Below are 23842 nucleotides of genomic sequence, written 5' to 3'. Positions count from 1 at the left end.
ATGCGCCCCCTCATTGCACACAACCCCAAGCGCCGGCTGGCGCTGCGTCAGTTCACCGTGCTCGCGACGGGTGCGGCACTCGCCTGTGTTGCGCATGGCGAAGGCCCGACCGTCATCCGCGTACACGCGCGCAAGTTCACCTTCACGCCCGACAAGATCACGCTCAAGCGCGGCGTGCCCGTGGTGTTCGAGCTGACCGGGCAGGACATCCTGATGGGTTTTGCCATTCCGGATTTCAACGTGCGCGCCGACGTCGTGCCGGGCCAGACCGTGCGGCTGGCGCTTACGCCCGACAAGACCGGCACGTTTGATTTCCTGTGCGACATCTTCTGCGGCTCGGGCCACGAGACGATGAATGGAACGTTGACCGTCACCTGAAGCGCAAAGAGCAAAGAAGAAAGCGAAGTGAAACGCCCCGACCTGTTCGGGGCGTTTTCATTGACAGGATGCACGCATGACGCGCGTGCAGCGACATACAGATTCTTTACGACGCGCGGGAATAAACCGTCGGCCTGCGGTGTTTACTCCGCTGACACGCCATCGACCCGCACTCTGGAGGACCCATATGTCGCCACGTTCGCAGCGTCGCCTACGCACGTTGCTGTTTGCTGTGTTCACACTCTTGTCAGGCATCGGAGCGCACGCTGCAGTTGCGCAGGAAGCACCGCCACAGGCCAATCGCGAGCAGGCCTTCCTTGCCGAAAACGATGTCGCCATGACAAAGATGATGGACGGCATGGCCCCGAAGCCCAGCGGCAACATCGACCAGGATTTCGTCGCGATGATGACGCCACATCACCAGGGCGCCATCGACATGGCCGTGGCCTACCTGCGCTACGGCCAGAACGAACAACTGCGCCGCATCGCGCAGGAAATCGTCGTCGCGCAACAGCAAGAGATTGCAGCGATGCGCTTGGCGCTTGGCCAGCCGCCGCCCCCGTCGGCACCGGTCCCCACGCAGCTCCGCCCGGCCTCCGCAACGACTGCGCCCGCATCCCATGCGGCGCATCACGCCCACACCACCACCCCCCAACAGGAAGACCAATGAAACACCGACTGTTTGTTGCCACGGCGCTTGCCGCAGCGGCCATCACGTGCGCCGCGAGCGCCAGCGCCGGGCAGGCACCCGCATCCCTTGCCTCGCCTGACATTCCCATCAGCCACAGGGATCGCGTCTACGCGGCCGAGCAATTCTCAAACACGGTGTCCGTCACGGACCCCGCCAGCAACACGCTCCTGGGTGTGATCAAACTGGGCGATCCTGCGCCCGGCAACTTCAGCCCGCTCTATCGCGGACAGGTGCTGGTGCACGGCATGGGCTTCTCGCCAGATCACCGGACCTTGGCGGTGGTCTCCATCGGCTCCAACTCGGTCACGTTCATCGATACGCAGACCAACGCCGTCAAACACACCACGTATGTTGGCCGCTCGCCTCACGAAGCGTTCTACACGCCGGATGGCAGCGAGGTCTGGGTGACCGTGCGCGGGGAAAACTACATCGCCGTGCTCGATGCCAATACCTATGCAGAGAAGGCGCGCGTTACCGTACCGGCGGGCCCCGGCATGCAGATCTTTTCGCCGGACGGCAAGTACGGCTACGTGTGCTCGTCGTTCAATCCGGAAACGGTCGTGATCTCGACGGCCGATCACAAGATCGTGGGACACATCAAACAGGAATCGCCGTTCTGTCCCAACATTGCCGCCACGCCGGATGGCAAGCAGGTGTGGTTCACATTGAAGGACATCGGCAAGGTGCAGGTATTCAACGCCCGCCCGCCGTTCAATGCGATCACGTCGTTCGAGACCGGGCCCATCACCAACCACGTCAACTTCGCGCATAACGCCAAGGGCACGTTTGCCTATGTGACGATCGGCGGCACGAACCAGGTCAAGGTATTCCGGACCGACAATTTCGAACAGATCGCGACGATTCCCGTCGGCAAGCTTCCGCACGGCCTATGGCCGTCCGGTGACGGCACCCGCATCTATGTCGGCCTGGAGAATGACGACGCATTGGCCGTCATCGACACACTGACGAACAAGGTGGTATCGACTGTCCCGATTGGGCAGGCACCGCAGGCGCTGACGTACGTGCCGAACGCTGTGCCGGAAGGCAACGGCACGGAGAACCTGCAGCCGCTTGGCACAGCGGGGCAGGTCAGCCACCTCGCACTCGTGCCGGCCACCGCAGACAAGTCCGACGCATCGGCCGCCCCCACCAGCGTGGCGCTGTTCGATCAGGGGCTCGTTCAGGTATTCCAGGCATCGGTGACCGGATTGCAGCCGAAGCAGCCCTATGCGATTGCCTTGTCACAGAATGCGGATGGCAGCGGCCCGCTTGAGACCCTGGCGAGCTTCATGACCAACCCGGCCGGTGGCGCCATCGTCAACTCGATCGGGCAGATTCGGCAGGTGGTCACGCCTGGCAACGCGGACGCTGGCAACACGCGCCGGTATCTTGTGATTGCACCGGTGGTGTCCGGCAAGCTTGGGACTGCGGTGCAGATTCAGGCGCGCTAGGCAATGTGCGCCCCTGCGGCGTTCGTGCCGGGGGAGACCGTGCGGCTGGCGCTTACGCCCAACAAGACCGGCACGTTTGATTTCCTGTGCGACATCTTCTGCGGCTCAGGCCACGAGACGATGAATGGAACATTGACCGTCACCTGAAGCGCAGCGGCCAACGCAAAACGCAAAACGCCCCGAACAAGTCGGGGCGTTTCATCTGCGAGCGCTGTCTCAGGCCAGCGCGTCTGGCACAGCCAGGGTCAGCAGCAGTTCGTCGAGTCGCTCCATGGTGGAGGTCATGCCGTCTTTCATCCCCATGTCGATAACCTTCTGCACGTCTTCCGGCGAGTTGTACAGCACCACAGTCGTGACGAGGGTGCGTTCGTTCGCATCGGCAAATGTGACATCCCAGCGGGCGCGGGGCATATCCGGATTCACGGCGCCGGTTTCATCAGAAAAACCATCAATGGCCGCATAGCTGTCGATCGGGGTGATCTTCTGATAGTCCAGACGGCTCCAGAATGACTCTCCATCGGGCGTGATCATGGCGTAGTGCCAGTAGCCGCCTTCCTTGAATTCCATATGCTTGGTCTTGGTGGCGAGCGGCTTGGGCGCAAACCACTGATCGAGCAATTCGCGCTTTGTATGGCAATCCCACACTAGCTGGCGCTTCGCCGCGAACTCTCGCCTCACGGTGAGGCTGCTCTTTTGCATGTCGACGAGGAAATCAAACCGAAGATCAGCCTTCATTGTTTTCTCCTTGGAGTTTCTCTAAGAGGTTGTCCAGATTGCTGTACCTGCTCGCCCAGATCGCGTGCTGTTTCTCAAACCAGCGCTCGGCTGCAGCAAGCTTCTTGCGCTCGAGCATGCACGTCCGGATGCGTCCGCTCTTCTGCGAGCGGACCAGCCCGACGCCTTCCAGCACCCGCATGTGCTTCATGAATGACGGCAGCGCCATGTTGAATGGCTCGGCCAGTTCACTCACCGTCGCGGGCCCTTCGCCGAGCCGCTGAATAACCGCCCTGCGCGTTGGGTCCGAAAGCGCGTGAAATACCGCGTCTAGCGCAATTCCATTGTTATCCATTTGGCTAACTATATACGTGAGAATACTTTGATGCAACAGGGCTCGAGGGCGCGTTGTGACGTGGGTGGTTGGCCCGTCAGCATGACCACACCCCCATGCTAGGATGACCTTCCCCCCGGCAGCAGCCACACCGCACATGACTACCATCTACGCGACACTCGGCGTGCAGCCGAACGCGACCCTGGACGAAATCAAGCGCGCTTACCGCCGCGCCACGATGAAGTGGCATCCCGACCGCAACCCTGGCCGCGAAGCCGAGGCCTATGCGGCGTACCAGGAAATCCGCGAAGCCTACGCCATCCTCTCCGACGCTGAACAGCGCCGCGTTTATGACGAGGTCTTCGCGCAGGAAATGCAGCGCTGGCAGGCCGAGCGTGATGCGCAGGAAGCACAGGAGCGGGAAGCGCAACGCGAGCGCGAACGCGTTGCACAGGAGCATTACGAAAAGATGGTCGCCATCGCCATGCGCTTTGCCGACGATGGCCACAATCGCGACGTCCTATTCGGCGTGCTGCTTGGCCGGGACTGCGATGCAGAACTTGCCGCGCGCATTGCCGACAGCGTGTGGGCCTTGCAGGAAGCACGGCGCAACACAGTGGCCGCCGCTGACACGCCCGACAGCGAAGCGACGATCCAACCCGATGAAGCGACTTCGCCCCAGCGGCACTCAAGCGCGTTCGAGTCGTTCTGGCAAGGGTTATTTGGCCTGCGGCAATAGCTGCCGATAGTGACGGTGACGGGTACACGTCAAATGCGGACGCTCCCGTGCTGCGGATAGCGGCAATCGCTCTGCTTTCGATGCTCGACGCCTACTCTCAGATGGTCGACAATCCGCACGATATTTCGGCTGATATTGCGTGCTTGGGGCATGTGGAGAATCAATGCAAATCGATGTGCAGATCGTTAATTCGTTGACTGATGGAGAAAGCGGGGGGAACCCGGCAGGTGTTGTGATTGATGCTGATGCTCTTGAAGTGAACCAGAAGCTGGAGGTCGCGCGGCAAGTCGGGTTGTCGGAAACAGCCTTCGTGTCGACGTCGAGCATAGCGACGATCAAACTGGAGTTCTTCACGCCAACGCGCCAGATTGCTCACTGCGGGCACGCAACGATTGCCACCTTCTCGCTGCTTAGAAAACTCGCCAGGGTCGGCAATGGGACGCTGTCGAAAGAAACGATTGATGGCTGCAGGACCATTCTCGTTGACGGTGACATCATCTTGATGGAGCAGCAGCAGCCCGTATATCACCCCATCAAGCGGGAATCCGATCTCGCCTCAAGAATTTCAAGATCGATCGGGATGGAGCCTGCGGAAATCTATCGCACTGCAGACCCGATGGTGGTCAACACGGGCAATAGCTTCCTTATTCTTGCATTGCCCGACGAACGCTCCGTCGCTGCGGTCCGCCCAGATCAACGGGCTATCGAGGCGATCAGCGAGGAGCTCAACCTGATCGGTTATTACCTCTTTTCGACATCGACGAGGACTGCTGGTCGCCAAGCGGGAACGCGAATGTTCGCGCCAAGATTCGGAATTGATGAAGAGTCTGCAACCGGAACAGCAGCTGGCCCCTTGGCTTGCTTTCTATACGAGAAGATGGGCGTCAAGAACCGGGCGATGACAATAGAACAGGGACAACTGATGCAGCCGCCATCTCCAAGTGCGATCAAAGTCATTCTCGACATTGAGGAAGGTAGGATTTCGCGGTTGATGGCTGGCGGGATGGCTACTGTCGAGCGGTCTGTGAGCGTAGACGTCTGACAGCGCTAAACCGTTGACCAGCGGTCCAATTCATCACGCGAAAAGACCGATCGCCTGTCCCGTTCGATTCCAACGCTTCCAAGTGTGACGGGCCTCGGCTAGTCATACGCCAATTCTGATTTATAGTTTCGCCCCTGCTCAGACGAAGCAGCCATCGGTACACTCTGCGCCATCGTTTTCCGTGCCATAGAGAAAGCGATCGAGGCTTGGAACCCTCGGGCATAACGGGCAAGCGCCGAGCATAGGTGCTTGTCCTCAACCGCTATGGCTTGGCTTCGTCTCCCTCATTGGGCGAGCCAGGCTTGTACGGCTTCGGCCGTGCCGATCGTTATGTCTCGGTGTTCCAAACCTGCCTGTGCTCGCCCACCCCTCCCAAGGGTTGGGCGCGGTTCCGTTCATCACATGAAGAGGAATGCCGTGACCTGCTCGATCTCCCACGCCACCAACTCACCGGCTGGCGACGCGCTTAGCGAATATCAGAAAGGCATGCAGACAGCGCGCGGATTCCTGCGCGCCATGTTCAGCCGCAACGCCGCGGGCGACACGTGCGATACAGGCGCGAAGCCTGCGCCGGAACATCCGGATCAACAACGCTGACTTCATGGGCGACCCAGGCGCATGAAGTCTGCTCGCGCCGATGTTGCAGCATCGGTGCGGGGCTCGCCCACCCATCATCCTGAAGCGTGGTGCACCGCTCGGCCCGCGCTATCTCGCGCCCAGCAAACGACACTCCGCCGACAACGCCAGCAGGTTCGGATCGCGCTCGCGATTGCGCTGCATCACCAGCACGATGTGCTGGCTGATCGCATAACGCGCGGCCAGCGGAATCAGCTGCACCTTGGGGCTGAAGTCGGCCACTCGACGGGGCAGCAACGCGTAGCCGATGCCGCCGCTAACGAGGTTCATGAGAGAAAAGATGTCGCCCACGCGCAGGGCAATCTGCGGCGCAAAGCCCGCCTTGTCGAAGGCGGCCATGAAATCGTGGTACGTCGCAAAGTCGTCGCCGAGCGCGACGAACTTTTCGCTGCGTACGGTTTGCAAGTCGATCTCCGCTGACGACGCATACGGCGAGCCGAGCGGCGCAGCAAACAGGATCTCGTCGGCAAACATCGGCACGGTCAGCAGATCGGGATTGCGCAGCGGCTCGCCCAGTGCGATGACGATGGCGTCGAGCTGGCCGTCTTCCAGCTTGGCGAGCAGGCTGCGGTTTGAGCCCAGCGTGAGTTCGATGTCGAGCGCGGAGCGACGCGTCTTCAGGCCCGCAAAGATGCGCGGCAGCGTGCCCACCGTCATCGAATAGAGCCCACCGATCTTCAACGTGGTCGACGAGAACCCCGCCGCTTCGCGCGTGCGGCGCACGCCGGCTTCGCACTCGGCCAGGATGCGCTCCACGTGTTCTGCAAACACATAGGCGGTCGACAGCGGAATCAGCTTGCGGCCATCGCGCTTGAACAGCGGGCAGCGCAAACCCTCTTCCAGTGAATGCAGCGCGCGATGCACGCTCACCGTGCTTTGCCCGAGCGCTTCGGACACGCGCGCCATGTTGCCCAGCGTCATGAACGACTGGAAGACCTCCAGCTTCTTCAGGGTGATGTCTTCATCGATTGCCATGGCAGGGTCTCCTCCGGGCGCGTTCTGTCGGCGCGCTGCTATCAGAATCGGTCATTGTTTCATTAACTTGAAGTTAATGAAACCACATCTAGGTTGATTGAAGCGCACGGGGTTCCCGCCTACGGTACAGGGCATCAAATCAATCAAGGCTGGAGACGCCACCCAATGCAACCGATGCCCACCCAATCGGCAAACGGGGCCAACGCACCCATCCCGCCCCAATGGCGCCGCCGGCGCGACGAGAAAGAACGCCGCCTGACTGCAGCCCGGCGCATTGCCAACGGCAAGGTCATTCCCACCAGCGATATCGTTGCCGCGCTCGAAGCGCTGCTTGCCCCGGGCGATCGCGTCGTGCTGGAAGGCAACAACCAGAAGCAGGCGGATTTCCTCTCGCGCTCGCTGGCCAAGGTGAACCCCGAGCGCCTGCACGATCTGCACATGATCATGCCGAGCGTGAGCCGGGCCGAACACCTCGACATTTTCGAAGCCGGCATCGCGCACAAGCTCGATTTCTCGTTTGCCGGGCCGCAGAGCCTGCGCATCAGCCAGTTGCTGGCCGACGGGCTGCTGGAAGTCGGCGCCATCCACACCTACATCGAGCTGTATGCACGGCTGGTGGTGGACCTGATTCCCAACGTGTCGTTGGTGGCCGGTTTCAAGGCCGACCGCGACGGCAACATCTACACCGGACCGAGCACCGAAGACACACCTGCGTTGGTCGAACCTGCCGCGTTTTCCGATGGCATCGTCATCGTGCAGGTCAATGAGATCGTCGATGACCCGGCCGACTTGCCGCGTGTGGACATTCCGGGCTCGTGGGTCGACTTCATCGTGCAGGCCGACAAGCCGTTCTACATCGAGCCGCTGTTCACACGCGACCCGCGCCTCATCAAGCCCGTGCACGTGCTGATGGCGATGATGGCCATTCGCGGCATCTACCAGCGGCACAGCGTGCAGTCGCTCAACCACGGCATCGGCTTCAACACAGCCGCCATCGAGCTGATCCTGCCGACGTACGGCGAACGCCTGGGCCTCAAAGGCAAGATCTGCCGCAACTGGACGCTGAACCCGCATCCGACGCTCATTCCCGCCATTGAATCGGGCTGGGTGGAAAGCGTGCATTGCTTCGGCACGGAACTCGGCATGGAGCGCTACGTGGCCGCACGCCCCGATGTGTTCTTCACCGGCCGGGACGGTTCGCTGCGCTCGAATCGCATGCTGTGCCAGCTCGCCGGCCAATATGCGGTCGACCTGTTCATTGGCGCGACGCTGCAGGTGGATGGCGACGGGCATTCGTCCACCGTCACGCGCGGTCGACTCGCCGGCTTTGGCGGCGCGCCCAACATGGGCCACGACCCGCGCGGCCGCCGTCACGCCACGCCTGCGTGGCTGGACATGACCGAACCCGTGACGATGCTGGAGCGCGGCAAGAAGCTCGTCGTGCAGATGGTCGAGACGTTCCAGGAAGGGGGCAAGCCGACCTTCGTCGACACGCTCGACGCGGTGGCCGTGGCCAAGCAAAGCGGCATGCCGCTCGCGCCCATCATGATCTACGGCGACGACGTCACGCACCTGCTGACCGAAGATGGCATTGCGTATCTCTACAAGGCCCGCTCGCTGGAAGAGCGGCGCGCCATGATTGCCGCCGTGGCGGGTGTCACGTCGATCGGCCTGCGCCACGACCCGTCCAAGACGGAGCAGATGCGCCGCGACGGCCTGATCGCCCTGCCAGAAGACCTGGACGTGCGCCGCAGCGATGCGAGCCGCGAGTTGCTCGCCGCCAAGAGCATCGCCGACCTGGTCGAATGGTCCGGCGGCCTGTACGACCCGCCTGCGCGCTTCCGGAGCTGGTAATGGAGAAGACATTGCAACGGCCCCTGCCGGCCAGCCCGAAAGCGCGTGCAAAGCGATTGGCCGCGCTGGTCGAGTCTGCCCTCATCGACGAGGTAACGCTGTCGCCCAAACCCGGTCTTGTGGACGTGCGTGGCAACGGCGCGCATCACGATCTCGACTGGACGCTGATGGTGCATTCCGCCCAAACCCTGCGCCCTGCATTTGAAGCCATGGCATTGGCCGGCGCGCAGATCGAAACGCAAGCCGGCGCACAACTCGCGCTGCGCGAGCGCATCGGCCGCATTGGCCGCGAAGGCGAAGCGGCCATGCTCGACGCCACCGGCGGCATCAACACGCACCGTGGTGCCATCTGGGCGCTCGGCTTGCTGGTGACGGCTGCGGGCCAAGCGCCGCATGCATTGGGCGCGGCTGCTGTTGCCAGCCGCGCGGCACGCCTGGCCAACATCCCGGATCGCTTTGCGCCTGTCTCCACGGGCCACAAGGGCGAGCGCGCGTGCAACGACTACGGCGTCGGCGGTGCGAAGGGGCAGGCCTCTGCCGGCTTCCCGCACGTGATCAAGGTCGCGCTGCCGGCGTTGCGCCAGGCGCGCGCAGCAGGCATTCGCGAAGACCACGCACGCGTGGATGCATTGCTTGCCGTCATGGCCGCGCTGGACGACACCTGCGTGCTCGCACGCGGCGGCGCGGATGCGCTACGCGTCGTGCAAACGGGCGCGGCCACCGTGCGCGCAGAAGGCGGCTTGGCCACAGCGCAGGGCCGTCGCGCTTTCCGCACGCTTGAACAAGACATGCTGGCGCTGCACGTGTCGCCCGGCGGCGCAGCCGACTTGCTGGCCGCCGCGCTCTTCCTCGACCGCCTGCCCGCAAGCGCGCACGCAACGTCCGACATCGAATCCGCTCATCAGGAAACCGAACATGGAGCATCTTGATTTTCAGTTCACCGGCGGCGCACCCGCCGCGCGCCGTGCGTATGCCGGCGTGGTCGGCTCGGGTGACCTCGAAGTGCTGCTGACTCCGGGCAGCGCCGGCCAGATCGACGTGGCCATCACCACGTCCGTCAACGGCATGAGCGCGACATGGCAGGCGCAGCTTGCACGTGTGTTCGGCTCGCACACGTGGCCGGCGGCCAAGATCACCATCAACGACTTCGGCGCGACACCGGCCGTGGTCCGGTTGCGGCTTGAGCAAGCGCTTGAAGCGCTCGCCCAGCCTTGAGGAGACACGCATGTCGCGCAACCCGATTGAACGAGACAGCTTTATCGAACGCGATGCGCGCCGACGCGCCATCGCCCTGCTCGACCCCGGCACCTTCCGCGAGCTGCTCGATCCGTTCGAGCAATTGACCTCGCCGTGGCTGCCGCGCCAGGGCATCGTCACGCAGGCCGACGATGGCGTGGTGGTGGCACGCGGCACGCTGGGCGGGCAGCCCGCCGTGGTGCTCGCCATTGAAGGCGCCTTCCAGGGCGGCAGCATGGGCGAGGTGTCCGGCGCCAAGATTGCCGGTGCGCTGGAGCTGGCGGCAGAAGACAACCGCAACGGCGTTCCCACACGCGCCGTCATCGTTTTCGAGACGGGCGGCGTGCGGCTGCAGGAAGCCAACCTGGGTCTGGCGGCCATTGCCGAAATCCACGCAGGCATCCGTGCCCTGCGCGAGTACGGACCGGTGGTCGGCATCACGGCGGGCGTGGTCGGCTGCTTTGGCGGCATGAGCATCGCCGCAGGCCTGTGCAGCTACCTGCTGATGACGCGTGAGGCACGCCTCGGCCTGAACGGCCCGCAGGTGATCGAACAGGAAGCCGGCATTGAAGAATACGACTCGCGCGATCGCCCCTTCATCTGGAGCCTGACGGGCGGCGAACAACGCGCCGCCACCGGGCTGGCCGACGTCTGCATCGAAGACGATTCCGTCGCCATCCGCGCGCAGGTGATCGAGTGGCTGCGCGCAGGTGCACCCAAGCACCAGCGCAGCGAGCAGATCGACGACTACCTCGAATGCCTCAACGCCGTCGACACATCGCGCCAAGCCACGGCAGAAGATGTGCGCACGCACTATGCAAAGGACGTCGCATGAGCCAGAACGAACTTTCCACGCGCGGCGCGACCTGGATGCGCGCGCTTGCCAACGGCACGCCGGTGGCGGGCTACAGCAGCACGCTGCAAGTCGTCGATGCCACGCTGGCCGGCCAGCCCACGCGCTACATCGCCGTGGTGCCTGATGCGGAAAACCGCTTCCCCCGCGCACGCAACGGTGAAGTCGGCCTTATCGAAGGCTGGCAGCTCGCGCGTGCCGTGCGCGATGCCATGACTGCGGATGCGGGGCAGGAAAAGAAGCGCGCCATCGTCGCCGTCATCGATGTGGCAAGCCAAGCCTACGGGCGACGGGAAGAGGCCTATGGCATTCACCTCGCACTGGCTGCAGCGGCGGATGCTTACGCGGCTGCCAGGTTGGCCGGCCACCCCGTGATCGGTCTTATCGTCGGTCGTGCCATGTCGGGTGCGCTGCTGGCGCACGGCTACCAGGCCAATCGCCTGCTCGCCCTGGATGATGCCGAGGTAATGGTGCACGCGATGGGCAAGGCCGCAGCGGCGCGCGTGACGCTGCGCTCGGTCGCCGATCTGGAACGCCTCGCGCAGGAGATTCCGCCCATGGCCTACGACATTGCCAGCTTCGCGTCGCTCGGGTTGCTGTGGAAACTGTTGAAGGTGAAATCGGCCAACGCACCTGATGCAAGCGACGTCGATACCGTGCAGACCGCGCTCGCGGCAGCGCTGGCGGACATCGCTGCCGACCCATCGCGCGGACTCGAAAGCCGCATGGGCGCGCCACTGCGCAACGCGTCCTCAGAGGTACGCAAACGCCTGCGCGAGCAATGGAACGCGCAGCCAGAAAGCGCATAACAAATAGGAGACACATCAGGACGCGAGCCTAAAGCACCAGATGGTGTGGCCGTGCCCTGCCCTATGCGGCGCCTTGGATTTTTGTGAGCGGGCGGAAAAAGGAAGGAGGCTGTTTGAGCGCAGCGAGTTTGCCTCCTTCCCCGCACGGTCACGGAAATTCAAGGAGTCTTTCGCCGCATCGGGCGCGCCTTTCTTTGCTTACTTTCTTTGGCAAGACAAAGAAAGTAAATCAGCCCCGGCAGGGGATGAAACAAAGGATGCACCAGCAAAGCAAAACAAAGTCCTCAACCCTCGATCACCAAAACACCACAACAGGCGACCCATCGCCGTTCCTTCAGGAGACAAAGAAGTGATCATCTACGGTACAACCCTGCTGGCGCTATGTCATCTCGCCGGCCTCTTCCTGGGCGACCTGCTCGGCCAGGCCATCGGCGTGAAGGCCAATGTGGGCGGCGTGGGCATCGCCATGCTGCTGCTGATCTTCGCGCGGCTCTACCTGCACAGGCAGGGGCTCATGCCCGCGGCCACCGAGGCGGGCGTCTCGTTCTGGGGTGCCATGTACATCCCGGTGGTGGTGGCCATGGCCGCCACGCAGAACGTGGTCACGGCACTGCGCGGCGGCCCCGTTGCACTGCTCGGCGCCATCGGCGCGGTGCTGGTGTGCGGTGTCTGCATTGCCCTCATCAACCGCACAGGCAACGCGGAAGACCGGCAACCTCTGCCCCCGCTGCCTGACTCCGAACAGGCCCGCGCATAAGGAGCCCCACCATGCTGTCAATGCTAGAGAAAGTTCTGCAGCACAACGGGCTGGTCGCGGCGTTTGCGCTGGTCGGCATCGTCATGGGTCTGTCGATGTGGGCGTCCAAGAAGCTGACGTTTGGGCGCGTGCACGGTTCGGCCATCGCCATCATGATCGGGCTGGTGCTCGCCTACTGGGGCGGCATGCAGACCGGTGGCGAACGCGGTCTGGCTGACCTGAAGCTGTTCGGCGGGATCGGCCTGATGGGCGGTGCAATGCTGCGCGACTTCGCCATCGTTGCCACGGCCTTTGAAGTGCAGGTGACCGAGGCACGCAAGGCGGGCATGATCGGCGCCATCTCGCTGCTGCTGGGCACGGTGCTGCCGTTCATCGTCGGCGCCAGCGTTGCCTACGCCTTCGGTTACACCGATCCGGTGAGCGTCACCACCATCGGCGCGGGTGCCGTCACGTACATCGTCGGACCGGTGACCGGTGCGGCGCTGGGTGCCTCCTCCGATGTGATGGCGCTGTCGATTGCCACGGGGCTCGTCAAGGCGATCCTGGTGATGGTCGGCACGCCGTTCGCGGCCAAGGCACTGGGCTTGAACAACCCGCGCGCCGCCATGGTGTTCGGCGGGTTGGCGGGTACGGTCAGCGGCGTGTCGGCAGGTCTGGCGGCCACCGACCGGCGTCTGGTGCCCTACGGCTCGCTGGTGGCGACGTTCCATACGGGTATCGGTTGCCTGCTCGGGCCGTCGATCCTGTTCCTGGCCACGCAGGCATTGCTGCGATGACACCCACGCCGCTGCGCGCGCACGATCTGCTGTGGGTGTCCGACACACCCATGGCGACGGATGGCATGCCCTTGCCCGACTGGGCCATCACGGCATGCCGGCAAGGCGCGCCAGTCGTTGTGCGCCGGGCACCGCGCGGCAGCGATGGTGCAGTACCGGTCGGCCTGCGCGGCGGCGCGCGCCATGAACGCTGTGCGGCCACCGTGGCCGCCAGGGCCATCACGCGCGTGGCGTCGCCTGAGGCGCTGGCAATCACAACGGCCTCCATCGCAGCCGACGCGCCGTTTGCGGCACTGCGCACCTTGCGTGCGCTGGCGCCAAAACTCGACGCGCTGGGCTGGGCGTGGGGCCCGACCGGCGGTGCGGGCTTTGCACTCGCCAGCGGCTTGCCGGTGCTGCATGCAGACAGCGATCTCGATCTCGTGCTGCGCATGCCGACTGCACCGTCGGCCGCGCAGCGCGATCAGCTCGTGCACGTGCTGGCCGAAACCGAATGCCGCGTCGACCTGCAAATCGACACCGGGCACGGTGGATTCGCGTGGCGCGACTGGCTGACCTCGCCCCGCCAGACCTTGCTCAAGACCGATCACGGCCCACACCTCGTTGCAGACCCGTGGAGCGATCTCGCATGAGCGTGCTCTTCATGTTTCCCGGCCAGGGCAGTCAGCGTGCAGGCATGCTGCACGCGTTGCCTGTCGATCCGGCCGTCGTGCAGACCCTGGCCGAAGCGCGCGACGCGCTGGGTACGGACCCGCTCACGCTCGACACCGCAGAGGCGCTGCGGTCGACCGTGGCCGTCCAACTCTGCCTGTTGATTGCCGGTGTTGCGGTAGCGCGCACGCTGGTCCGGCAGGACGCCGCGCCCGACATGGTGGCAGGCTTGTCGATTGGCGCGTGGCCGGCAGCCGTTGTCGCGGGCGTGCTGGAGTTCAGCGATGCGCTGCGCCTGGTCCGCCTGCGTGGGCAACTCATGGAAGACGCGTATCCGAGCGGTTACGGCATGGCCGTCACGGCCGGGCTGACAGAACCCGAAGTCGCCGCCATCGTTGCGCAGGTCAATTCCGCCGCAACACCGGCCTATGTCGCCAACCTGAATGCGGAACGGCAGATTGTCGTGGCGGGCAGCGATGCGGCGCTCACGCAAGTCATGGCGCGCGCGCAGGCGGCGGGCGCATCAACGGCAACGCGGCTGTGCATGGCGGTGCCGTCGCACTGCCCGCTGCTGGATGCACAGGCTGCCGAGCTAGCTGCGGCTGCCGCAAAGGTCACGGCCCACACGCCGCAACTCACCTACGTCAGCAGCAGCCGGGCGCGAGCGCTCTTTCACGCCAATCTCATCGTCGAGGATCTTGCGTGGAACATGGCACGGCCGGTGCTGTGGCACGACACGCTTCGCCATGCATTGGAACGCGGCGCACGCATGGCGGTGGAGGTTCCGGGCGGCGGCACGCTGGCGCGTCTGGCGCACGGCGTGTTTGCGGACGATGCGGTGCTGGATGCAGGCGGCGGACTGGATGCGGTGCGGGTGCGGATCCAGCGCCAACGTCGCGTGGATGGCCTTTGAATTGTCTGCACCATGGATTTTTCAGCGGCATTCCGGCATTGTTGCGCACCGGATTTCATCGCTCGTGAGAGGCTCCGAATTGCGCGTCGTGTCCATTGCTGCCATCGCCACCTTGTGCGCCACATCCGCGTTGGCGGCCGCCACGGAGACATCCGAAGAGGAGCTTGCAAGCTGGTACTACGTCGCACAGTCGTTGACTTATGGCGGTTACGAAACCGATGGACTGAGCTTTTACGCCAACTGCGAGGACAAGCGGCTCCACGTTGCGGTATCCACAAACGCGCAAACGGCGCAAAACGGAAAGGCCGTCCGCTTCCAATTGGCTTCCGGCCCTCTCCGTTTGACGATCCCGGCGCGCCTTGAAGTGTCCGACATGGAAGCGTATGCCGTAGGTGACGTGAAGACGCTGGCGCGCTTCTACGCGTTGTTCCATACAGGCAAGCCGATCACGGTCAAAGTGACCGGCGCAGACCCGCAGCCTCTGCAACTTCTACAGCTCTCACCGCGAAACGCCGAAACCGGTGCCCGCCGACTTGAAGCGGTTTGCCCGGTGGCGCGCCGGACAGGTCAATAAAAAACGGGGCACATGGCCCCGTCTCTTTTCGCCCATCGTCCCTTAGACGATTTCCCGCGTTTCCATGAACTGGATGTCCGGAAAGCGCTCCTGCGTCAGGCGCAGGTTCACCTGGCTCGGCGCCAGGTACACGTAGTCACCCGCACCATCCAGGGCCACGTTGTGGCCAGCCTTGTCGATCAGCTTGTCGATATCTTCCTGCTTGCCACGCAGCCAGCGGGCCGTGGAGCACTCGTGCGGTTCGAAGATGGCATCGACGCCGTACTCGTGTTCAAGGCGATGCGCCACCACGTCGAACTGCAGGATACCGACGGCACCCAGTACCAGATCGTTCGACGCCAGCGGGCGGAACATCTGCGTGGCGCCTTCTTCGGCCAGTTGCTGCAAACCCTTCTGCAACTGCTTGAGGCGCAGCGGGTTGTTCAGGCGCGCGCGGCGGAAGAACTCCGGCGCAAACGACGGGATGCCCGTGAACTTGAGCGACTCGCCTTCCGTAAAGGCATCACCGAGGCGGATCGTGCCATGGTTGGGCACGCCGATGATGTCGCCGGCAAATGCCTCTTCCGTGGTGTTGCGGTCCTGCGCCATGAACGTGATGGCGTTGTTGATGGCAACCGTCTTGCCGGTCGACACCTGCAGCAGCTTCATGCCGCGCTCGAAGCGGCCCGAGCACACGCGCACAAAGGCGATGCGGTCACGGTGCTTCGGGTCCATGTTGGCCTGGATCTTGAAGACGAAACCGGTGAACTTCTCTTCCATCGGCTTGACTTCGCGCGTTTCGGTGGGGCGTGCCAGCGGCTCGGGCGACTGATCCACCAGCGCATCCAACAACGATTGCACACCGAAGTTGTTCACCGCCGAACCGAAATACACCGGGCACTGCTTGCCGGCCAGGAACGCCTCTTTGTCGAACGTGTGCGATGCACCGCGCACGAGTTCGATGTCGATGCGCAGTTCTTCGGCCTGCGAGCCCAGCACGCGATCCAGCTCGGGGTTGTCCAGGCCTTGAATCAGGCCGGCGGTGGCGCCCTTTTCGCTGTCGGCGTTCGGGTCGAACAACTGGACCGTATCGTTCACGAGGTGATACACGCCCTTGAACGACTTGCCCATGCCGATCGGCCAGGTCATCGGCGCGCACTGGATCTGCAGCACGCTTTCGATTTCATCGAGCAATTCGATGGGCGCGCGGCCTTCGCGGTCTAGCTTGTTGATGAACGTGAGGATGGGCGTGCTGCGCAGGCGGCAGACGTTGAGCAGCTTGATGGTCTGCGCTTCCACGCCGTTGACGGAGTCGATCACCATCACGGCGGAGTCGACGGCCGTGAGCGTGCGGTACGTGTCTTCCGAGAAGTCTTCGTGGCCCGGGGTGTCGAGCAGGTTGACGATGTAATCGCCGCCATCGTTCCGGTACGGGAACTGCATCACCGACGACGTCACCGAGATGCCGCGCTGCTTTTCCATCTCCATCCAGTCGGAGGTGGCGTGGCGGTTGGCCTTGCGCGCACGCACGGCGCCGGCCATCTGGATGGCGCCGCCAAACCACAGCAGTTTCTCGGTGAGCGTGGTTTTACCCGCATCCGGGTGGGCAATGATGGCGAACGTCCGGCGGCGCCGGATCTCCTGCTGCAGCGTACTCACGGGCAAAAACCGAAAGGGAGAAGTGATGAATGCGCCCACGGCATGGGCGCTGGCTGGCGGGGTCATCCCGGCGGCCGATGGACTGCCCGATCAGAGTTGTCAATCCGGGCAGCCGAGATTGTACGCGATCGGCGCCCTTGCTTAAGATCGACTGATCCGAGCGGCAAACAGGGGAAACCCCCTAGGAACCGTCCACCGGACGGAGGAGACCAACCCGTTGTGGGAATGCACTGACAACCCTTTCGGAGTCGGTGTTATCGAAGTTGTCATGAAGCTCCCGTATTGTGGAGGCCGTCGCGAAACCCGCCTTTGGGTACGCCGCGACGTCGAAAGAAGCAAAGAAGCAAGGAGTCCAACATCGTGCGTAGTCGAATCCCTGTCGATCCGGCAGTGCAACGCATCATCGAGACCACCCGCAAGGCGTGGCAACTCGACGAGCAAAGCGTGCGCGCGGCGCGTCAGCAGCGTGCCGCCAATCGCCGCAAACGGATCAAGGCTTTGCCGCAGGACAGCCTGCAGGCACTCGCCGCACTCGCCCTGCAAGCTGAAATCTGGGCCGTGCGCAAGACCGTGGTGACGGTCGGCTAGTCGCGCAGTTCCTCACCGTGTCGAGGGCCACAGTCGTGGCCCTTTTCTTTTGGGCGTCACGATCGGGGGGCATGTGGCAGGGGCATGACGGTTGCTTGGGATTGGCTGACATGACTCAGCTCAAGAGGCCAACATGACCGAACTGACCCCCAAGCCGCCCACCAGCAGCAATGGCACGAACGGCACACATGGCGCCAACGGTGCGACCGTCACGACGCTCCATCCGCAGATCGATCACACCGCGCAGCGCGTCAAAGATGCCACGGCAGAAGGCATCGACCGGCTGGCGAGCGTCCTTTCCACGGCGCTCACGCAGTTCGACAAACGTACCGAGCAGTTGAAGAACCTGCACGCGAATGTCTCGGAACAGGCAAGCGGCTCCGTGCGTCAGCATCCGGTCATTACGATCGGTCTGGCGTTCGTGGCAGGCATGCTGCTGGAGCAGTTGACGCGGGATTGAGCCGGCGTCCTTAGGTCTTGGCGGCTGTGGCGCGCTGCGTTCGGGTTACTGCCCGTCCGCCGTTGGACAGGTTTGCCGCCAGCGTCGGGTTGAGCAACGCCGCCTGCGCAGCCGCACCGGCCTGACCGGAGGCCTCGTACTGGCGACTGCCGAATCGGAGCGCGTATTGCCGCGTGACCAGCGCGCCAAAGAAGAAGATCTGGGCGGAGTAGTAGATCCACAGCATCAGCGCCACCACCGAACCCGCCGCCCCGTAAGACGACGCCACGGCGCTGTTGCCGAGATACAGGCCGATGAGGTGTTTGCCCAGGGTGAAGAGCAGCGCCGTAACGATGGCGCCCAGAGCAACGTCGCGCCAGGCCACGCGCGTTTCGGGCAGCATTTTGAAAATGGTGCCGAACAACAGCGATACGACAGCAAACGAAAACGCGGACGACAGCACCTGCGCCACCAGCAGCGCAATGCCCGAAGTGGAGCCCGCCCACAACGCCCCCCAGAAGCGCTCCACCACCGCCAGCGCCGCGTTGATGGTGAGCGACACCAGCAGCAGAAACGCCAGCACCAGAATCAGGCTGAACGACAGCAGGCGCGAACGCAACAAGCCCCACAGCCCTGCCTGCTGGCGCGGCGGCACCTCCCATAGTTCGTCCAGGCTGTCCTTGAGTTCGGAGAAGGCCGTGGTGGCACCCACCAGCAATAGCGCGACGGCCGTGACTGCAGCGAAAAGGCCGCTGCCCGAGCGCCGGGTAGCCGCGAGCACGGCTTCCACCGCAGAGGCGCCCTGCGCCCCCACCAGACCTTGGATCTGCCCAAAGATTTCGCCGCGCGCGGCCTGTTCGCCAAAGAACAAGCCGGCAATGGAAATGACCAGCACCAGCACCGGCGCCATCGAGAACAACGTGTAGAACGACAGCGCCGCGCCCTTGCTCGCGGCGCGATGCGCGGACCACTGCCGCACGGCCCCCATCAGCACCTGGGCGGTGCGCTTGAGCAGGTCGCGGTGGAAGTAGGCAGCCGGGCGCATGGAGGTTCCTTGCAAGGCGATGCGGCCGGCGCCGTGCCGGCCTCGACCTTGAGCCTAGTCAGCACACGGGACGCGCGCAAGCTCGACCGTGGCGGGCCGGAAACGTAAGGGCTTGCGCCCTTCAGTCGTTACCGCTGCCCAGCAGCCGGCTGATGAGAAAGCCCGCGCCGAATGCCAGGCCGATCGTCGCAAGCGGGTGCGATCGCATGCAGTCCGCCGCATCGCTCATCAGACGCTGCTGCGAGGCGCGCCATTGATCGCGCTTGGCAGCGGCCTCGTCAAGCGCAGTGGCCGCTGCGTCGGCAGTGCGATCGATGGCCTGTGCCGTGGTCGCCTTCACACGCTCGGCGGCTTGCGCCACGTCGCCGCGGATGAGGTTGCCATTGGCATCGGATTTGGGAAACGGGTTGGTTTGAGACGGTTCCATCAGTCAGCGCTCCTGGAGTTGCGTGGCATCGTGAGAGCCGGGTTGAAAGCTGTGCGCATCATCCCGGCGTCATCCTCTGCCCGCGACCAGACCCCAGATGAGGCTGACCACAAACAGCACCACGAAAATCATGAACAGGATCTTGGCGATGCTCGCTGCGCCGGCAGCGATGCCGCCAAACCCGAGCACGGCCGCAATCAGGGCGATGATGAAAAAGATGACTGCATAACGCAGCATGGTGACCTCCTGTGCAGTTGAGTGAGCTTGCCGCCATGGGGCGGATACCCCACCGGTTCAGCAAGCCGCGTACCGCGCCAGGATGTCGGGTTATGCCTCGGTGGCATGCGCGCGGCCGGAGCCCGCGCTGTTGCCGTCGCCACCGTCGTCGGCGTTGCTGTTGCCGTATTCCTCCAGCCGGTTGTAGAGCGTCTTGAGGCTGATACCGAGCAGTTCAGCCGCGCGCTTCTTCACACCACCACACTGTTCCAGCGTGGCGAGGATGATCTTCTTGTCGGCGCTCGCCAGTGAGGTGCCGACCGAAATCGTCAGCGTGGAACCGGACGAGACCTGCGTGCTCGACACCTGCAGCGGCACGTTGGCCGTATCGATGCCGGCGTCGTCGGACAGGATGTACGCGCGTTGCACGTAATTGCGCAGTTCGCGCACATTGCCCGGCCAGTGATAACCGCGCAGCGTTTCCATGGCCGGCGGCAGGAATGCCTTCTTGGTATTGCTCTGCGCGTTGAGCTGATCCAGGAAATGCTGGGCCAGCAGCTCGACATCCTTGCCGCGCTCGCGCAGCGGCGGCAGTTGCAGCGGAAACACGTTCAAACGGTGATACAGGTCGGCGCGCAGCTTGCCGTCGGCCACGGCCTCTTCGGGGTCGCGATTGGTGGCGGCAATCACGCGCACATCGGAGTCGATCTCGCGGTTGGTGCCCACGCGCATGAACACGCCGGTTTCCAGCACACGCAGCAGTTTCACCTGCAGCTCGATCGGCATCTCGGTGATTTCGTCGAGGAACAGCGTGCCGCCGTTGGCGCGTTCGAAGTAGCCCTTGTGCTGGCGGTCGGCGCCGGTAAAGCTGCCGCGCTCGTGGCCGAACATTTCCGACTCGATCAGGTTGGGCGAAATGGCACCGCAATTGACCGGCAGGAACGGCTGCTTGCGACGCAGGCTGAGGTCGTGGATGGTCTGTGCGGCCAGTTCCTTGCCGGTGCCCGATTCGCCAATCAGCAGCACGGTCGCCTCGGTGGGCGCCACGCGGCTGACCTGGTCATACAGCGTCTGCATCACCGTCGAGTTGCCGAGCATCTGGCCGAAGAGCCCCAGGCGACGCAGCTCGCCACGCAGGTTGCCGATCTCGGCTTTCAGATCGCCCGGGCGCGGGATGCGCGCCAGTACGGATTTCAAACGTTGGAAATTGACGGGCTTGACCAGGTAGTCGGCCGCGCCCATGCGCAGGGCCTCGACGGCGGTTTCCACGCTGGCGTGGCCCGTCATGACGATGATCTCGGTGCCGGAGTGCGGCGCGATGTCTTCCATCAGATCCATGCCGTTGCCGTCGGGCAGGACAAGGTCGATCAGCACGGCATCGGGGCTGTGACGCGACATCTGAATGCGCGCATCGCGCAGCGACCCGGCCAGCGCGGTGGTGAAGCCTTCGGCGCCCACCAGCTCACCTAGAGCGGCGCGTGCGTTGGCATCGTCTTCGACAATCAGGATATGTGGCATCTCGATTTGGTTGGATGAGCCGGTTATGTGCCGGCGGTCATGCAGGGTGCAACGGCCCGCTCGGCTAGAGGACCGGCGGCAGGTGCAAAAAGTATTCCATCCAATACAACCTCCGCCATCGCGCGCCTCAACCCGCGTCGTCAACGCGGGTGTCGGTAATTTTTACACGCACGCATGCAAGAAATGGATCGAATGCATCACTCCAGGGCGGGCCACTGGTACTACGCAGGAGTCAGCATAGTTGAGAAGGTCCGCGCTTCGCCACCTGCGGGCCGAAATGGACATCGTACGCCGCATGACAAATGTGAAACCCGCGCTGCATCTGCGTCTCAGGCCCGTTTCTTGTCAGCGTTTGGCCGACAGGATGGAAGAAACGTCAGCGCATGCCCGACATACAACGCACTTGGGCGGCCCTGATAATGGCTCAACTTTTCAACACAATGTGACGGGATGACGACGTACCCTGCCTTCCGAAGACTGCATCGCTGAAGATGCAGCCGCTCGCCAGGACGTCCCCGTCGCGACCAACCACGAGGGAGCCATGTCCTTGAGCGAAGCCTTCGCCGACGACCGCGCAGTGACCATCGGGCGCCTGCGCTATCCCCCTGCCCTGGCCGACTTTGACGACACCGAACGCGTGCCGTCTGACGCCGGAACATCCTCTGTTCAATCGATTGCCGAGCCGGATTTCGGTCTCCTCTACGGCCGCTCGCCGGTGATGCGTGCGCTGTACGACCAGATCGGCAAGGTGTCGGGCACGCTGGCCACGGTGCTCATCATGGGCGAATCGGGTACCGGCAAAGAGTTGATCGCCCGCACGGTACACGACATGAGCCCGCGCGCAGACCAGGCCTTCATCGCAGTGAACTGCGGCGCCATCTCGCCCAACCTGATCGAGTCGGAACTGTTCGGCCACGAAAAGGGCAGCTTTACCGGGGCGGCCCAGCGTCATGTCGGCTATTTCGAACATGCCTGCGGCGGCACGATCTTCCTGGACGAGATCACCGAGATGCCGGTCGAGATGCAGGTCAAGCTGCTGCGCGTGCTGGAGACCGGCGTGTTCATGCGGGTGGGCGGCACCGAGCCGATCCAGACGCGCGCGCGCATCATCGCTGCCACCAACCGCAACCTGCTGGAAGCAGTGAGCGAAGGCGCCTTTCGCGAAGATCTGATGTATCGCCTGGCCGTGGTGCCGCTGCAGGTGCCGCCGCTGCGCGATCGCGAAGACGACATTGAAGAGCTGGCCCTGCACTTCCTTGCCCAGTTCAACGCTGCGCACCAAACCGACAAGGTGTTCTCTCGCCAGGCTCTGGCGGCACTGCGAGGCCAGCCGTGGCCGGGCAATGTGCGCGAGTTGCGCAACGCCGTGCAGCGCGGATACATCCTCGGCGAGAAAACGGTGGAGCTGGCCGCACCGCTGGCGCCCGCACGCGGCCCTGCGCGCCCGACCGTCAAGGAGGGTGTGCTCAGCCTGTCGGTGGGCGTGACGCTGGCCGATGCGCAACGCGCGATGATCCTGGCCACGCTGGAGCATTTTCATGGGGATAAGCGCCAAGCCGCCAAGACGCTCGGCGTCAGCCTGAAGACGCTGTACAACCGCCTCGACCTCTATCAAAGCACCGCGGCCGCCGCCGTGGCTGCCTGACGGCCCTGCTTCTCTAAGCTCGACGCTTCCGACCCTGTCATACCCCGCTGCATCCGCGCTGACGTTCTAGCGCGGATGTGCGTGCGCGCGTTCGCCCGGATGCTCGTGGCGGCGGCGCTCCTGCGGTTCCGGTGTCGGGCGGCGGGGTGCGGGTTCGGTCTCCGCGCGGGCGCGCGGGCCCGTGCGGACGGCGGTGGTAAGTGTCATCGGCATGGCGAGCCCTTCCCTTTCAACGTTACTGGCCTGGCTTCGAGCTACCGGGGTAGGAATTGCCGGTCGTCGTCGCTGCATCGTTGCCGCCGGACTGCACGCCCGAGTGCGACATGTCGCCCGCGCTATTGGTACCGCCCGGCGGCACGGTTGCATCCGACTTTGATTTCTTGTGATAGCGATGCTTCTTGTGCATGGGCTTGCTGGTGTCACTGCCACTAGCCGCGGCAGGTGTCGCCTGGCTGCCTGGCATCGACGTATTGGCCGTGCGGTCGGCAGTCGAAGACGGCGGATCGGTGCGCTTGCCCGGCGCCTTGGTCGGATTGCTGGATTCCTGGTTATCGACCGGCGCGGTCGTTGTCTGGGCCATGGCCGTGCCGATGCCAAGCCCGAAGATGGCGCTGGCGAGCGCAGCGGTCAGGAAACGTGTTCGCATAGGGTTTTCTCCTGGGATGTAATGCTCGATGAGAAGGCGATGGAAGCGCACTGCGGCGCGTCTCCCGCCTCCCTCCGCAGCAACGCATGTACCTGCGGTGCCACCCACCTGCGTCTGCCGGCGCAGTGCGCAAGCGCAGCCGGCGCTGTCATGTGCCGGCAACAATGGGCATATAAAAACGACATGACCATGTAGAAACGGCGTGCCAGCCGCCCGTAAAGCCTTGTGGTGACTGGCTTTGTTGACATGGCATACCCTTTGCATCGATGCGGTGACCTGTCGACGGAAATGTCGACG

General features: G+C 63.8%; 29 protein-coding genes and 1 pseudogene. 20 read left to right on the top strand and 10 right to left on the bottom strand.

The window, feature by feature from the left end; all coding sequences use genetic code 11:
* The 4 genes and pseudogenes from M1D44_RS16830 to M1D44_RS16815 form a co-directional block, all read left to right on the top strand.
* A complete protein-coding gene (locus M1D44_RS16830) occupies positions 1 to 378 on the top strand; it encodes a cytochrome c oxidase subunit II (protein ID WP_316854133.1) in 378 nt (125 codons plus the stop codon).
* A 187-nt stretch (positions 379 to 565) separates the two neighbouring features.
* Positions 566 to 1048, top strand: coding sequence for a DUF305 domain-containing protein (locus tag M1D44_RS16825; RefSeq protein ID WP_316854132.1), 483 nt, complete (start codon positions 566 to 568; stop codon positions 1046 to 1048).
* Entirely contained in the window at positions 1045 to 2520 is a 1476-nt protein-coding gene (locus M1D44_RS16820) for a YncE family protein (protein ID WP_316854131.1), read from the top strand. The genes M1D44_RS16825 and M1D44_RS16820 overlap by 4 nt, the downstream gene beginning before the upstream one ends.
* A 15-nt stretch (positions 2521 to 2535) precedes the next feature.
* Positions 2536 to 2667, top strand: a pseudogene (locus M1D44_RS16815) (cupredoxin domain-containing protein); the annotation flags it as partial.
* A gap of 69 nt (positions 2668 to 2736) precedes the next feature.
* Here M1D44_RS16815 and M1D44_RS16810 read toward each other — a convergent pair.
* The gene (locus M1D44_RS16810) at positions 2737 to 3255 is read right to left on the bottom strand and encodes an SRPBCC family protein (RefSeq protein ID WP_316683525.1); all 519 of its coding nucleotides are present in this window, start codon (positions 3253 to 3255) and stop codon (positions 2737 to 2739) included.
* Positions 3245 to 3589 (bottom strand): ArsR/SmtB family transcription factor, encoded by a 345-nt coding sequence (locus tag M1D44_RS16805; RefSeq protein WP_024978030.1) that lies wholly within the window; start codon positions 3587 to 3589, stop codon positions 3245 to 3247. The genes M1D44_RS16810 and M1D44_RS16805 overlap by 11 nt, the downstream gene beginning before the upstream one ends.
* 136 nt (positions 3590 to 3725) lie before the next feature.
* Here M1D44_RS16805 and M1D44_RS16800 point away from each other — a divergent pair, with 136 nt between their 5' ends.
* From M1D44_RS16800 to M1D44_RS16790, 3 genes are all read left to right on the top strand, one after another.
* Positions 3726 to 4307 carry a J domain-containing protein gene (locus M1D44_RS16800; protein WP_316854130.1) on the top strand — a complete coding sequence of 194 codons (582 nt, stop codon included), beginning with the start codon at positions 3726 to 3728 and terminating at the stop codon, positions 4305 to 4307.
* A gap of 163 nt (positions 4308 to 4470) precedes the next feature.
* The gene (locus M1D44_RS16795; RefSeq protein ID WP_316854129.1) at positions 4471 to 5349 is read left to right on the top strand and encodes a PhzF family phenazine biosynthesis protein; all 879 of its coding nucleotides are present in this window, start codon (positions 4471 to 4473) and stop codon (positions 5347 to 5349) included.
* 402 nt (positions 5350 to 5751) lie between these two features.
* The gene (locus tag M1D44_RS16790) at positions 5752 to 5946 is read left to right on the top strand and encodes a hypothetical protein (RefSeq protein WP_316854128.1); all 195 of its coding nucleotides are present in this window, start codon (positions 5752 to 5754) and stop codon (positions 5944 to 5946) included.
* A gap of 108 nt (positions 5947 to 6054) precedes the next feature.
* On the opposite strand, the gene M1D44_RS16785 is transcribed toward M1D44_RS16790, so the two are convergent.
* Positions 6055 to 6960, bottom strand: coding sequence for a LysR substrate-binding domain-containing protein (locus M1D44_RS16785; protein WP_024978032.1), 906 nt, complete (start codon positions 6958 to 6960; stop codon positions 6055 to 6057).
* Positions 6961 to 7125: 165 nt separating this feature from the next.
* On the opposite strand from M1D44_RS16785, the gene mdcA reads away from it, so the two are divergent.
* The 10 genes from mdcA (at position 7126) to M1D44_RS16735 (ending at position 15383) form a co-directional block, all read left to right on the top strand.
* A complete protein-coding gene (gene mdcA / locus M1D44_RS16780; RefSeq protein ID WP_024978033.1) occupies positions 7126 to 8814 on the top strand; it encodes a malonate decarboxylase subunit alpha in 1689 nt (562 codons plus the stop codon).
* Positions 8814 to 9743, top strand: coding sequence for a triphosphoribosyl-dephospho-CoA synthase (locus tag M1D44_RS16775; protein ID WP_316854127.1), 930 nt, complete (start codon positions 8814 to 8816; stop codon positions 9741 to 9743). Before mdcA ends, M1D44_RS16775 begins: the two co-directional genes overlap by 1 nt.
* Positions 9730 to 10029 (top strand): malonate decarboxylase subunit delta, encoded by a 300-nt coding sequence (locus M1D44_RS16770; protein WP_316854126.1) that lies wholly within the window; start codon positions 9730 to 9732, stop codon positions 10027 to 10029. The genes M1D44_RS16775 and M1D44_RS16770 overlap by 14 nt, the downstream gene beginning before the upstream one ends.
* A gap of 10 nt (positions 10030 to 10039) precedes the next feature.
* A complete protein-coding gene (locus M1D44_RS16765; protein ID WP_112188905.1) occupies positions 10040 to 10885 on the top strand; it encodes a biotin-independent malonate decarboxylase subunit beta in 846 nt (281 codons plus the stop codon).
* Entirely contained in the window at positions 10882 to 11712 is an 831-nt protein-coding gene (gene mdcE / locus M1D44_RS16760; protein WP_316854125.1) for a biotin-independent malonate decarboxylase subunit gamma, read from the top strand. The genes M1D44_RS16765 and mdcE overlap by 4 nt, the downstream gene beginning before the upstream one ends.
* A gap of 349 nt (positions 11713 to 12061) precedes the next feature.
* A complete protein-coding gene (madL, locus tag M1D44_RS16755) occupies positions 12062 to 12469 on the top strand; it encodes a malonate transporter subunit MadL (RefSeq protein ID WP_024978038.1) in 408 nt (135 codons plus the stop codon).
* 11 nt (positions 12470 to 12480) lie between these two features.
* Positions 12481 to 13245 carry a malonate transporter subunit MadM gene (madM, locus tag M1D44_RS16750; protein WP_024978039.1) on the top strand — a complete coding sequence of 255 codons (765 nt, stop codon included), beginning with the start codon at positions 12481 to 12483 and terminating at the stop codon, positions 13243 to 13245.
* Positions 13242 to 13877 carry a malonate decarboxylase holo-ACP synthase gene (locus M1D44_RS16745; RefSeq protein WP_316854124.1) on the top strand — a complete coding sequence of 212 codons (636 nt, stop codon included), beginning with the start codon at positions 13242 to 13244 and terminating at the stop codon, positions 13875 to 13877. Before madM ends, M1D44_RS16745 begins: the two co-directional genes overlap by 4 nt.
* Entirely contained in the window at positions 13874 to 14809 is a 936-nt protein-coding gene (mdcH, locus tag M1D44_RS16740; protein WP_439004777.1) for a malonate decarboxylase subunit epsilon, read from the top strand. Before M1D44_RS16745 ends, mdcH begins: the two co-directional genes overlap by 4 nt.
* Positions 14799 to 15383: a hypothetical protein gene (locus M1D44_RS16735; protein ID WP_235193220.1), complete on the top strand. Its 585-nt coding sequence runs from the start codon at positions 14799 to 14801 to the stop codon at positions 15381 to 15383. The genes mdcH and M1D44_RS16735 overlap by 11 nt, the downstream gene beginning before the upstream one ends.
* A 42-nt stretch (positions 15384 to 15425) precedes the next feature.
* Here M1D44_RS16735 and M1D44_RS16730 read toward each other — a convergent pair whose 3' ends face one another.
* Positions 15426 to 17021 (bottom strand): peptide chain release factor 3, encoded by a 1596-nt coding sequence (locus tag M1D44_RS16730; RefSeq protein ID WP_316854122.1) that lies wholly within the window; start codon positions 17019 to 17021, stop codon positions 15426 to 15428.
* A gap of 360 nt (positions 17022 to 17381) precedes the next feature.
* On the opposite strand from M1D44_RS16730, the gene M1D44_RS16725 reads away from it, so the two are divergent.
* Positions 17382 to 17609 carry a hypothetical protein gene (locus tag M1D44_RS16725; protein WP_004632457.1) on the top strand — a complete coding sequence of 76 codons (228 nt, stop codon included), beginning with the start codon at positions 17382 to 17384 and terminating at the stop codon, positions 17607 to 17609.
* Between the two features lie 133 nt (positions 17610 to 17742).
* The gene (locus M1D44_RS16720; RefSeq protein WP_024978044.1) at positions 17743 to 18069 is read left to right on the top strand and encodes a hypothetical protein; all 327 of its coding nucleotides are present in this window, start codon (positions 17743 to 17745) and stop codon (positions 18067 to 18069) included.
* Between the two features lie 10 nt (positions 18070 to 18079).
* Here the strand turns inward: M1D44_RS16720 and M1D44_RS16715 are convergent, their stop codons facing one another.
* From M1D44_RS16715 to M1D44_RS16700, 4 genes are all read right to left on the bottom strand, one after another.
* Positions 18080 to 19093, bottom strand: a complete 1014-nt coding sequence (locus M1D44_RS16715) for a YihY/virulence factor BrkB family protein (protein ID WP_316854121.1) — start codon at positions 19091 to 19093, stop codon at positions 18080 to 18082.
* A 121-nt stretch (positions 19094 to 19214) separates the two neighbouring features.
* A complete protein-coding gene (locus tag M1D44_RS16710) occupies positions 19215 to 19520 on the bottom strand; it encodes a hypothetical protein (RefSeq protein WP_045205628.1) in 306 nt (101 codons plus the stop codon).
* Between the two features lie 69 nt (positions 19521 to 19589).
* A complete protein-coding gene (locus tag M1D44_RS16705; RefSeq protein WP_009240192.1) occupies positions 19590 to 19757 on the bottom strand; it encodes a DUF1328 domain-containing protein in 168 nt (55 codons plus the stop codon).
* A gap of 90 nt (positions 19758 to 19847) precedes the next feature.
* Entirely contained in the window at positions 19848 to 21254 is a 1407-nt protein-coding gene (locus M1D44_RS16700) for a sigma-54-dependent transcriptional regulator (protein ID WP_024978047.1), read from the bottom strand.
* A 541-nt stretch (positions 21255 to 21795) separates the two neighbouring features.
* Between M1D44_RS16700 and M1D44_RS16695 the strand changes: the two genes are divergently transcribed.
* Positions 21796 to 22899 carry a sigma-54 interaction domain-containing protein gene (locus M1D44_RS16695; RefSeq protein ID WP_439004776.1) on the top strand — a complete coding sequence of 368 codons (1104 nt, stop codon included), beginning with the start codon at positions 21796 to 21798 and terminating at the stop codon, positions 22897 to 22899.
* 66 nt (positions 22900 to 22965) lie between these two features.
* On the opposite strand, the gene M1D44_RS16690 is transcribed toward M1D44_RS16695, so the two are convergent.
* A complete protein-coding gene (locus tag M1D44_RS16690) occupies positions 22966 to 23112 on the bottom strand; it encodes a hypothetical protein (protein WP_200869055.1) in 147 nt (48 codons plus the stop codon).
* Between the two features lie 22 nt (positions 23113 to 23134).
* Positions 23135 to 23545, bottom strand: coding sequence for a hypothetical protein (locus tag M1D44_RS16685; protein ID WP_316854120.1), 411 nt, complete (start codon positions 23543 to 23545; stop codon positions 23135 to 23137).
* Positions 23546 to 23842: the final 297 nt, after the last annotated feature.

The sequence above is a fragment of the Ralstonia sp. SA306 genome (assembly GCF_054792405.1).
Note: the sequence above shows the minus strand (reverse complement) of the source record. Positions and strands in the feature narration are given on the sequence as shown.

What these genes read in the sequence shown, in the direction of transcription:
- M1D44_RS16830 (WP_316854133.1), top strand. Translation starts at nt 1, where the DNA reads ATGCGCCCCCTCATTGCACACAACCCCAAGCGCCGGCTGGCGCTGCGT.
- M1D44_RS16825 (WP_316854132.1), top strand. Translation starts at nt 566, where the DNA reads ATGTCGCCACGTTCGCAGCGTCGCCTACGCACGTTGCTGTTTGCTGTG.
- M1D44_RS16820 (WP_316854131.1), top strand. Translation starts at nt 1,045, where the DNA reads ATGAAACACCGACTGTTTGTTGCCACGGCGCTTGCCGCAGCGGCCATC.
- M1D44_RS16810 (WP_316683525.1), bottom strand. Translation starts at nt 3,255, where the DNA reads ATGAAGGCTGATCTTCGGTTTGATTTCCTCGTCGACATGCAAAAGAGC.
- M1D44_RS16805 (WP_024978030.1), bottom strand. Translation starts at nt 3,589, where the DNA reads ATGGATAACAATGGAATTGCGCTAGACGCGGTATTTCACGCGCTTTCG.
- M1D44_RS16800 (WP_316854130.1), top strand. Translation starts at nt 3,726, where the DNA reads ATGACTACCATCTACGCGACACTCGGCGTGCAGCCGAACGCGACCCTG.
- M1D44_RS16795 (WP_316854129.1), top strand. Translation starts at nt 4,471, where the DNA reads ATGCAAATCGATGTGCAGATCGTTAATTCGTTGACTGATGGAGAAAGC.
- M1D44_RS16790 (WP_316854128.1), top strand. Translation starts at nt 5,752, where the DNA reads ATGAAGAGGAATGCCGTGACCTGCTCGATCTCCCACGCCACCAACTCA.
- M1D44_RS16785 (WP_024978032.1), bottom strand. Translation starts at nt 6,960, where the DNA reads ATGGCAATCGATGAAGACATCACCCTGAAGAAGCTGGAGGTCTTCCAG.
- mdcA (WP_024978033.1), top strand. Translation starts at nt 7,126, where the DNA reads ATGCAACCGATGCCCACCCAATCGGCAAACGGGGCCAACGCACCCATC.
- M1D44_RS16775 (WP_316854127.1), top strand. Translation starts at nt 8,814, where the DNA reads ATGGAGAAGACATTGCAACGGCCCCTGCCGGCCAGCCCGAAAGCGCGT.
- M1D44_RS16770 (WP_316854126.1), top strand. Translation starts at nt 9,730, where the DNA reads ATGGAGCATCTTGATTTTCAGTTCACCGGCGGCGCACCCGCCGCGCGC.
- M1D44_RS16765 (WP_112188905.1), top strand. Translation starts at nt 10,040, where the DNA reads ATGTCGCGCAACCCGATTGAACGAGACAGCTTTATCGAACGCGATGCG.
- mdcE (WP_316854125.1), top strand. Translation starts at nt 10,882, where the DNA reads ATGAGCCAGAACGAACTTTCCACGCGCGGCGCGACCTGGATGCGCGCG.
- madM (WP_024978039.1), top strand. Translation starts at nt 12,481, where the DNA reads ATGCTGTCAATGCTAGAGAAAGTTCTGCAGCACAACGGGCTGGTCGCG.
- M1D44_RS16745 (WP_316854124.1), top strand. Translation starts at nt 13,242, where the DNA reads ATGACACCCACGCCGCTGCGCGCGCACGATCTGCTGTGGGTGTCCGAC.
- mdcH (WP_439004777.1), top strand. Translation starts at nt 13,874, where the DNA reads ATGAGCGTGCTCTTCATGTTTCCCGGCCAGGGCAGTCAGCGTGCAGGC.
- M1D44_RS16735 (WP_235193220.1), top strand. Translation starts at nt 14,799, where the DNA reads ATGGCCTTTGAATTGTCTGCACCATGGATTTTTCAGCGGCATTCCGGC.
- M1D44_RS16720 (WP_024978044.1), top strand. Translation starts at nt 17,743, where the DNA reads ATGACCGAACTGACCCCCAAGCCGCCCACCAGCAGCAATGGCACGAAC.
- M1D44_RS16715 (WP_316854121.1), bottom strand. Translation starts at nt 19,093, where the DNA reads ATGCGCCCGGCTGCCTACTTCCACCGCGACCTGCTCAAGCGCACCGCC.
- M1D44_RS16710 (WP_045205628.1), bottom strand. Translation starts at nt 19,520, where the DNA reads ATGGAACCGTCTCAAACCAACCCGTTTCCCAAATCCGATGCCAATGGC.
- M1D44_RS16705 (WP_009240192.1), bottom strand. Translation starts at nt 19,757, where the DNA reads ATGCTGCGTTATGCAGTCATCTTTTTCATCATCGCCCTGATTGCGGCC.
- M1D44_RS16700 (WP_024978047.1), bottom strand. Translation starts at nt 21,254, where the DNA reads ATGCCACATATCCTGATTGTCGAAGACGATGCCAACGCACGCGCCGCT.
- M1D44_RS16695 (WP_439004776.1), top strand. Translation starts at nt 21,796, where the DNA reads ATGTCCTTGAGCGAAGCCTTCGCCGACGACCGCGCAGTGACCATCGGG.
- M1D44_RS16690 (WP_200869055.1), bottom strand. Translation starts at nt 23,112, where the DNA reads ATGCCGATGACACTTACCACCGCCGTCCGCACGGGCCCGCGCGCCCGC.
- M1D44_RS16685 (WP_316854120.1), bottom strand. Translation starts at nt 23,545, where the DNA reads ATGCGAACACGTTTCCTGACCGCTGCGCTCGCCAGCGCCATCTTCGGG.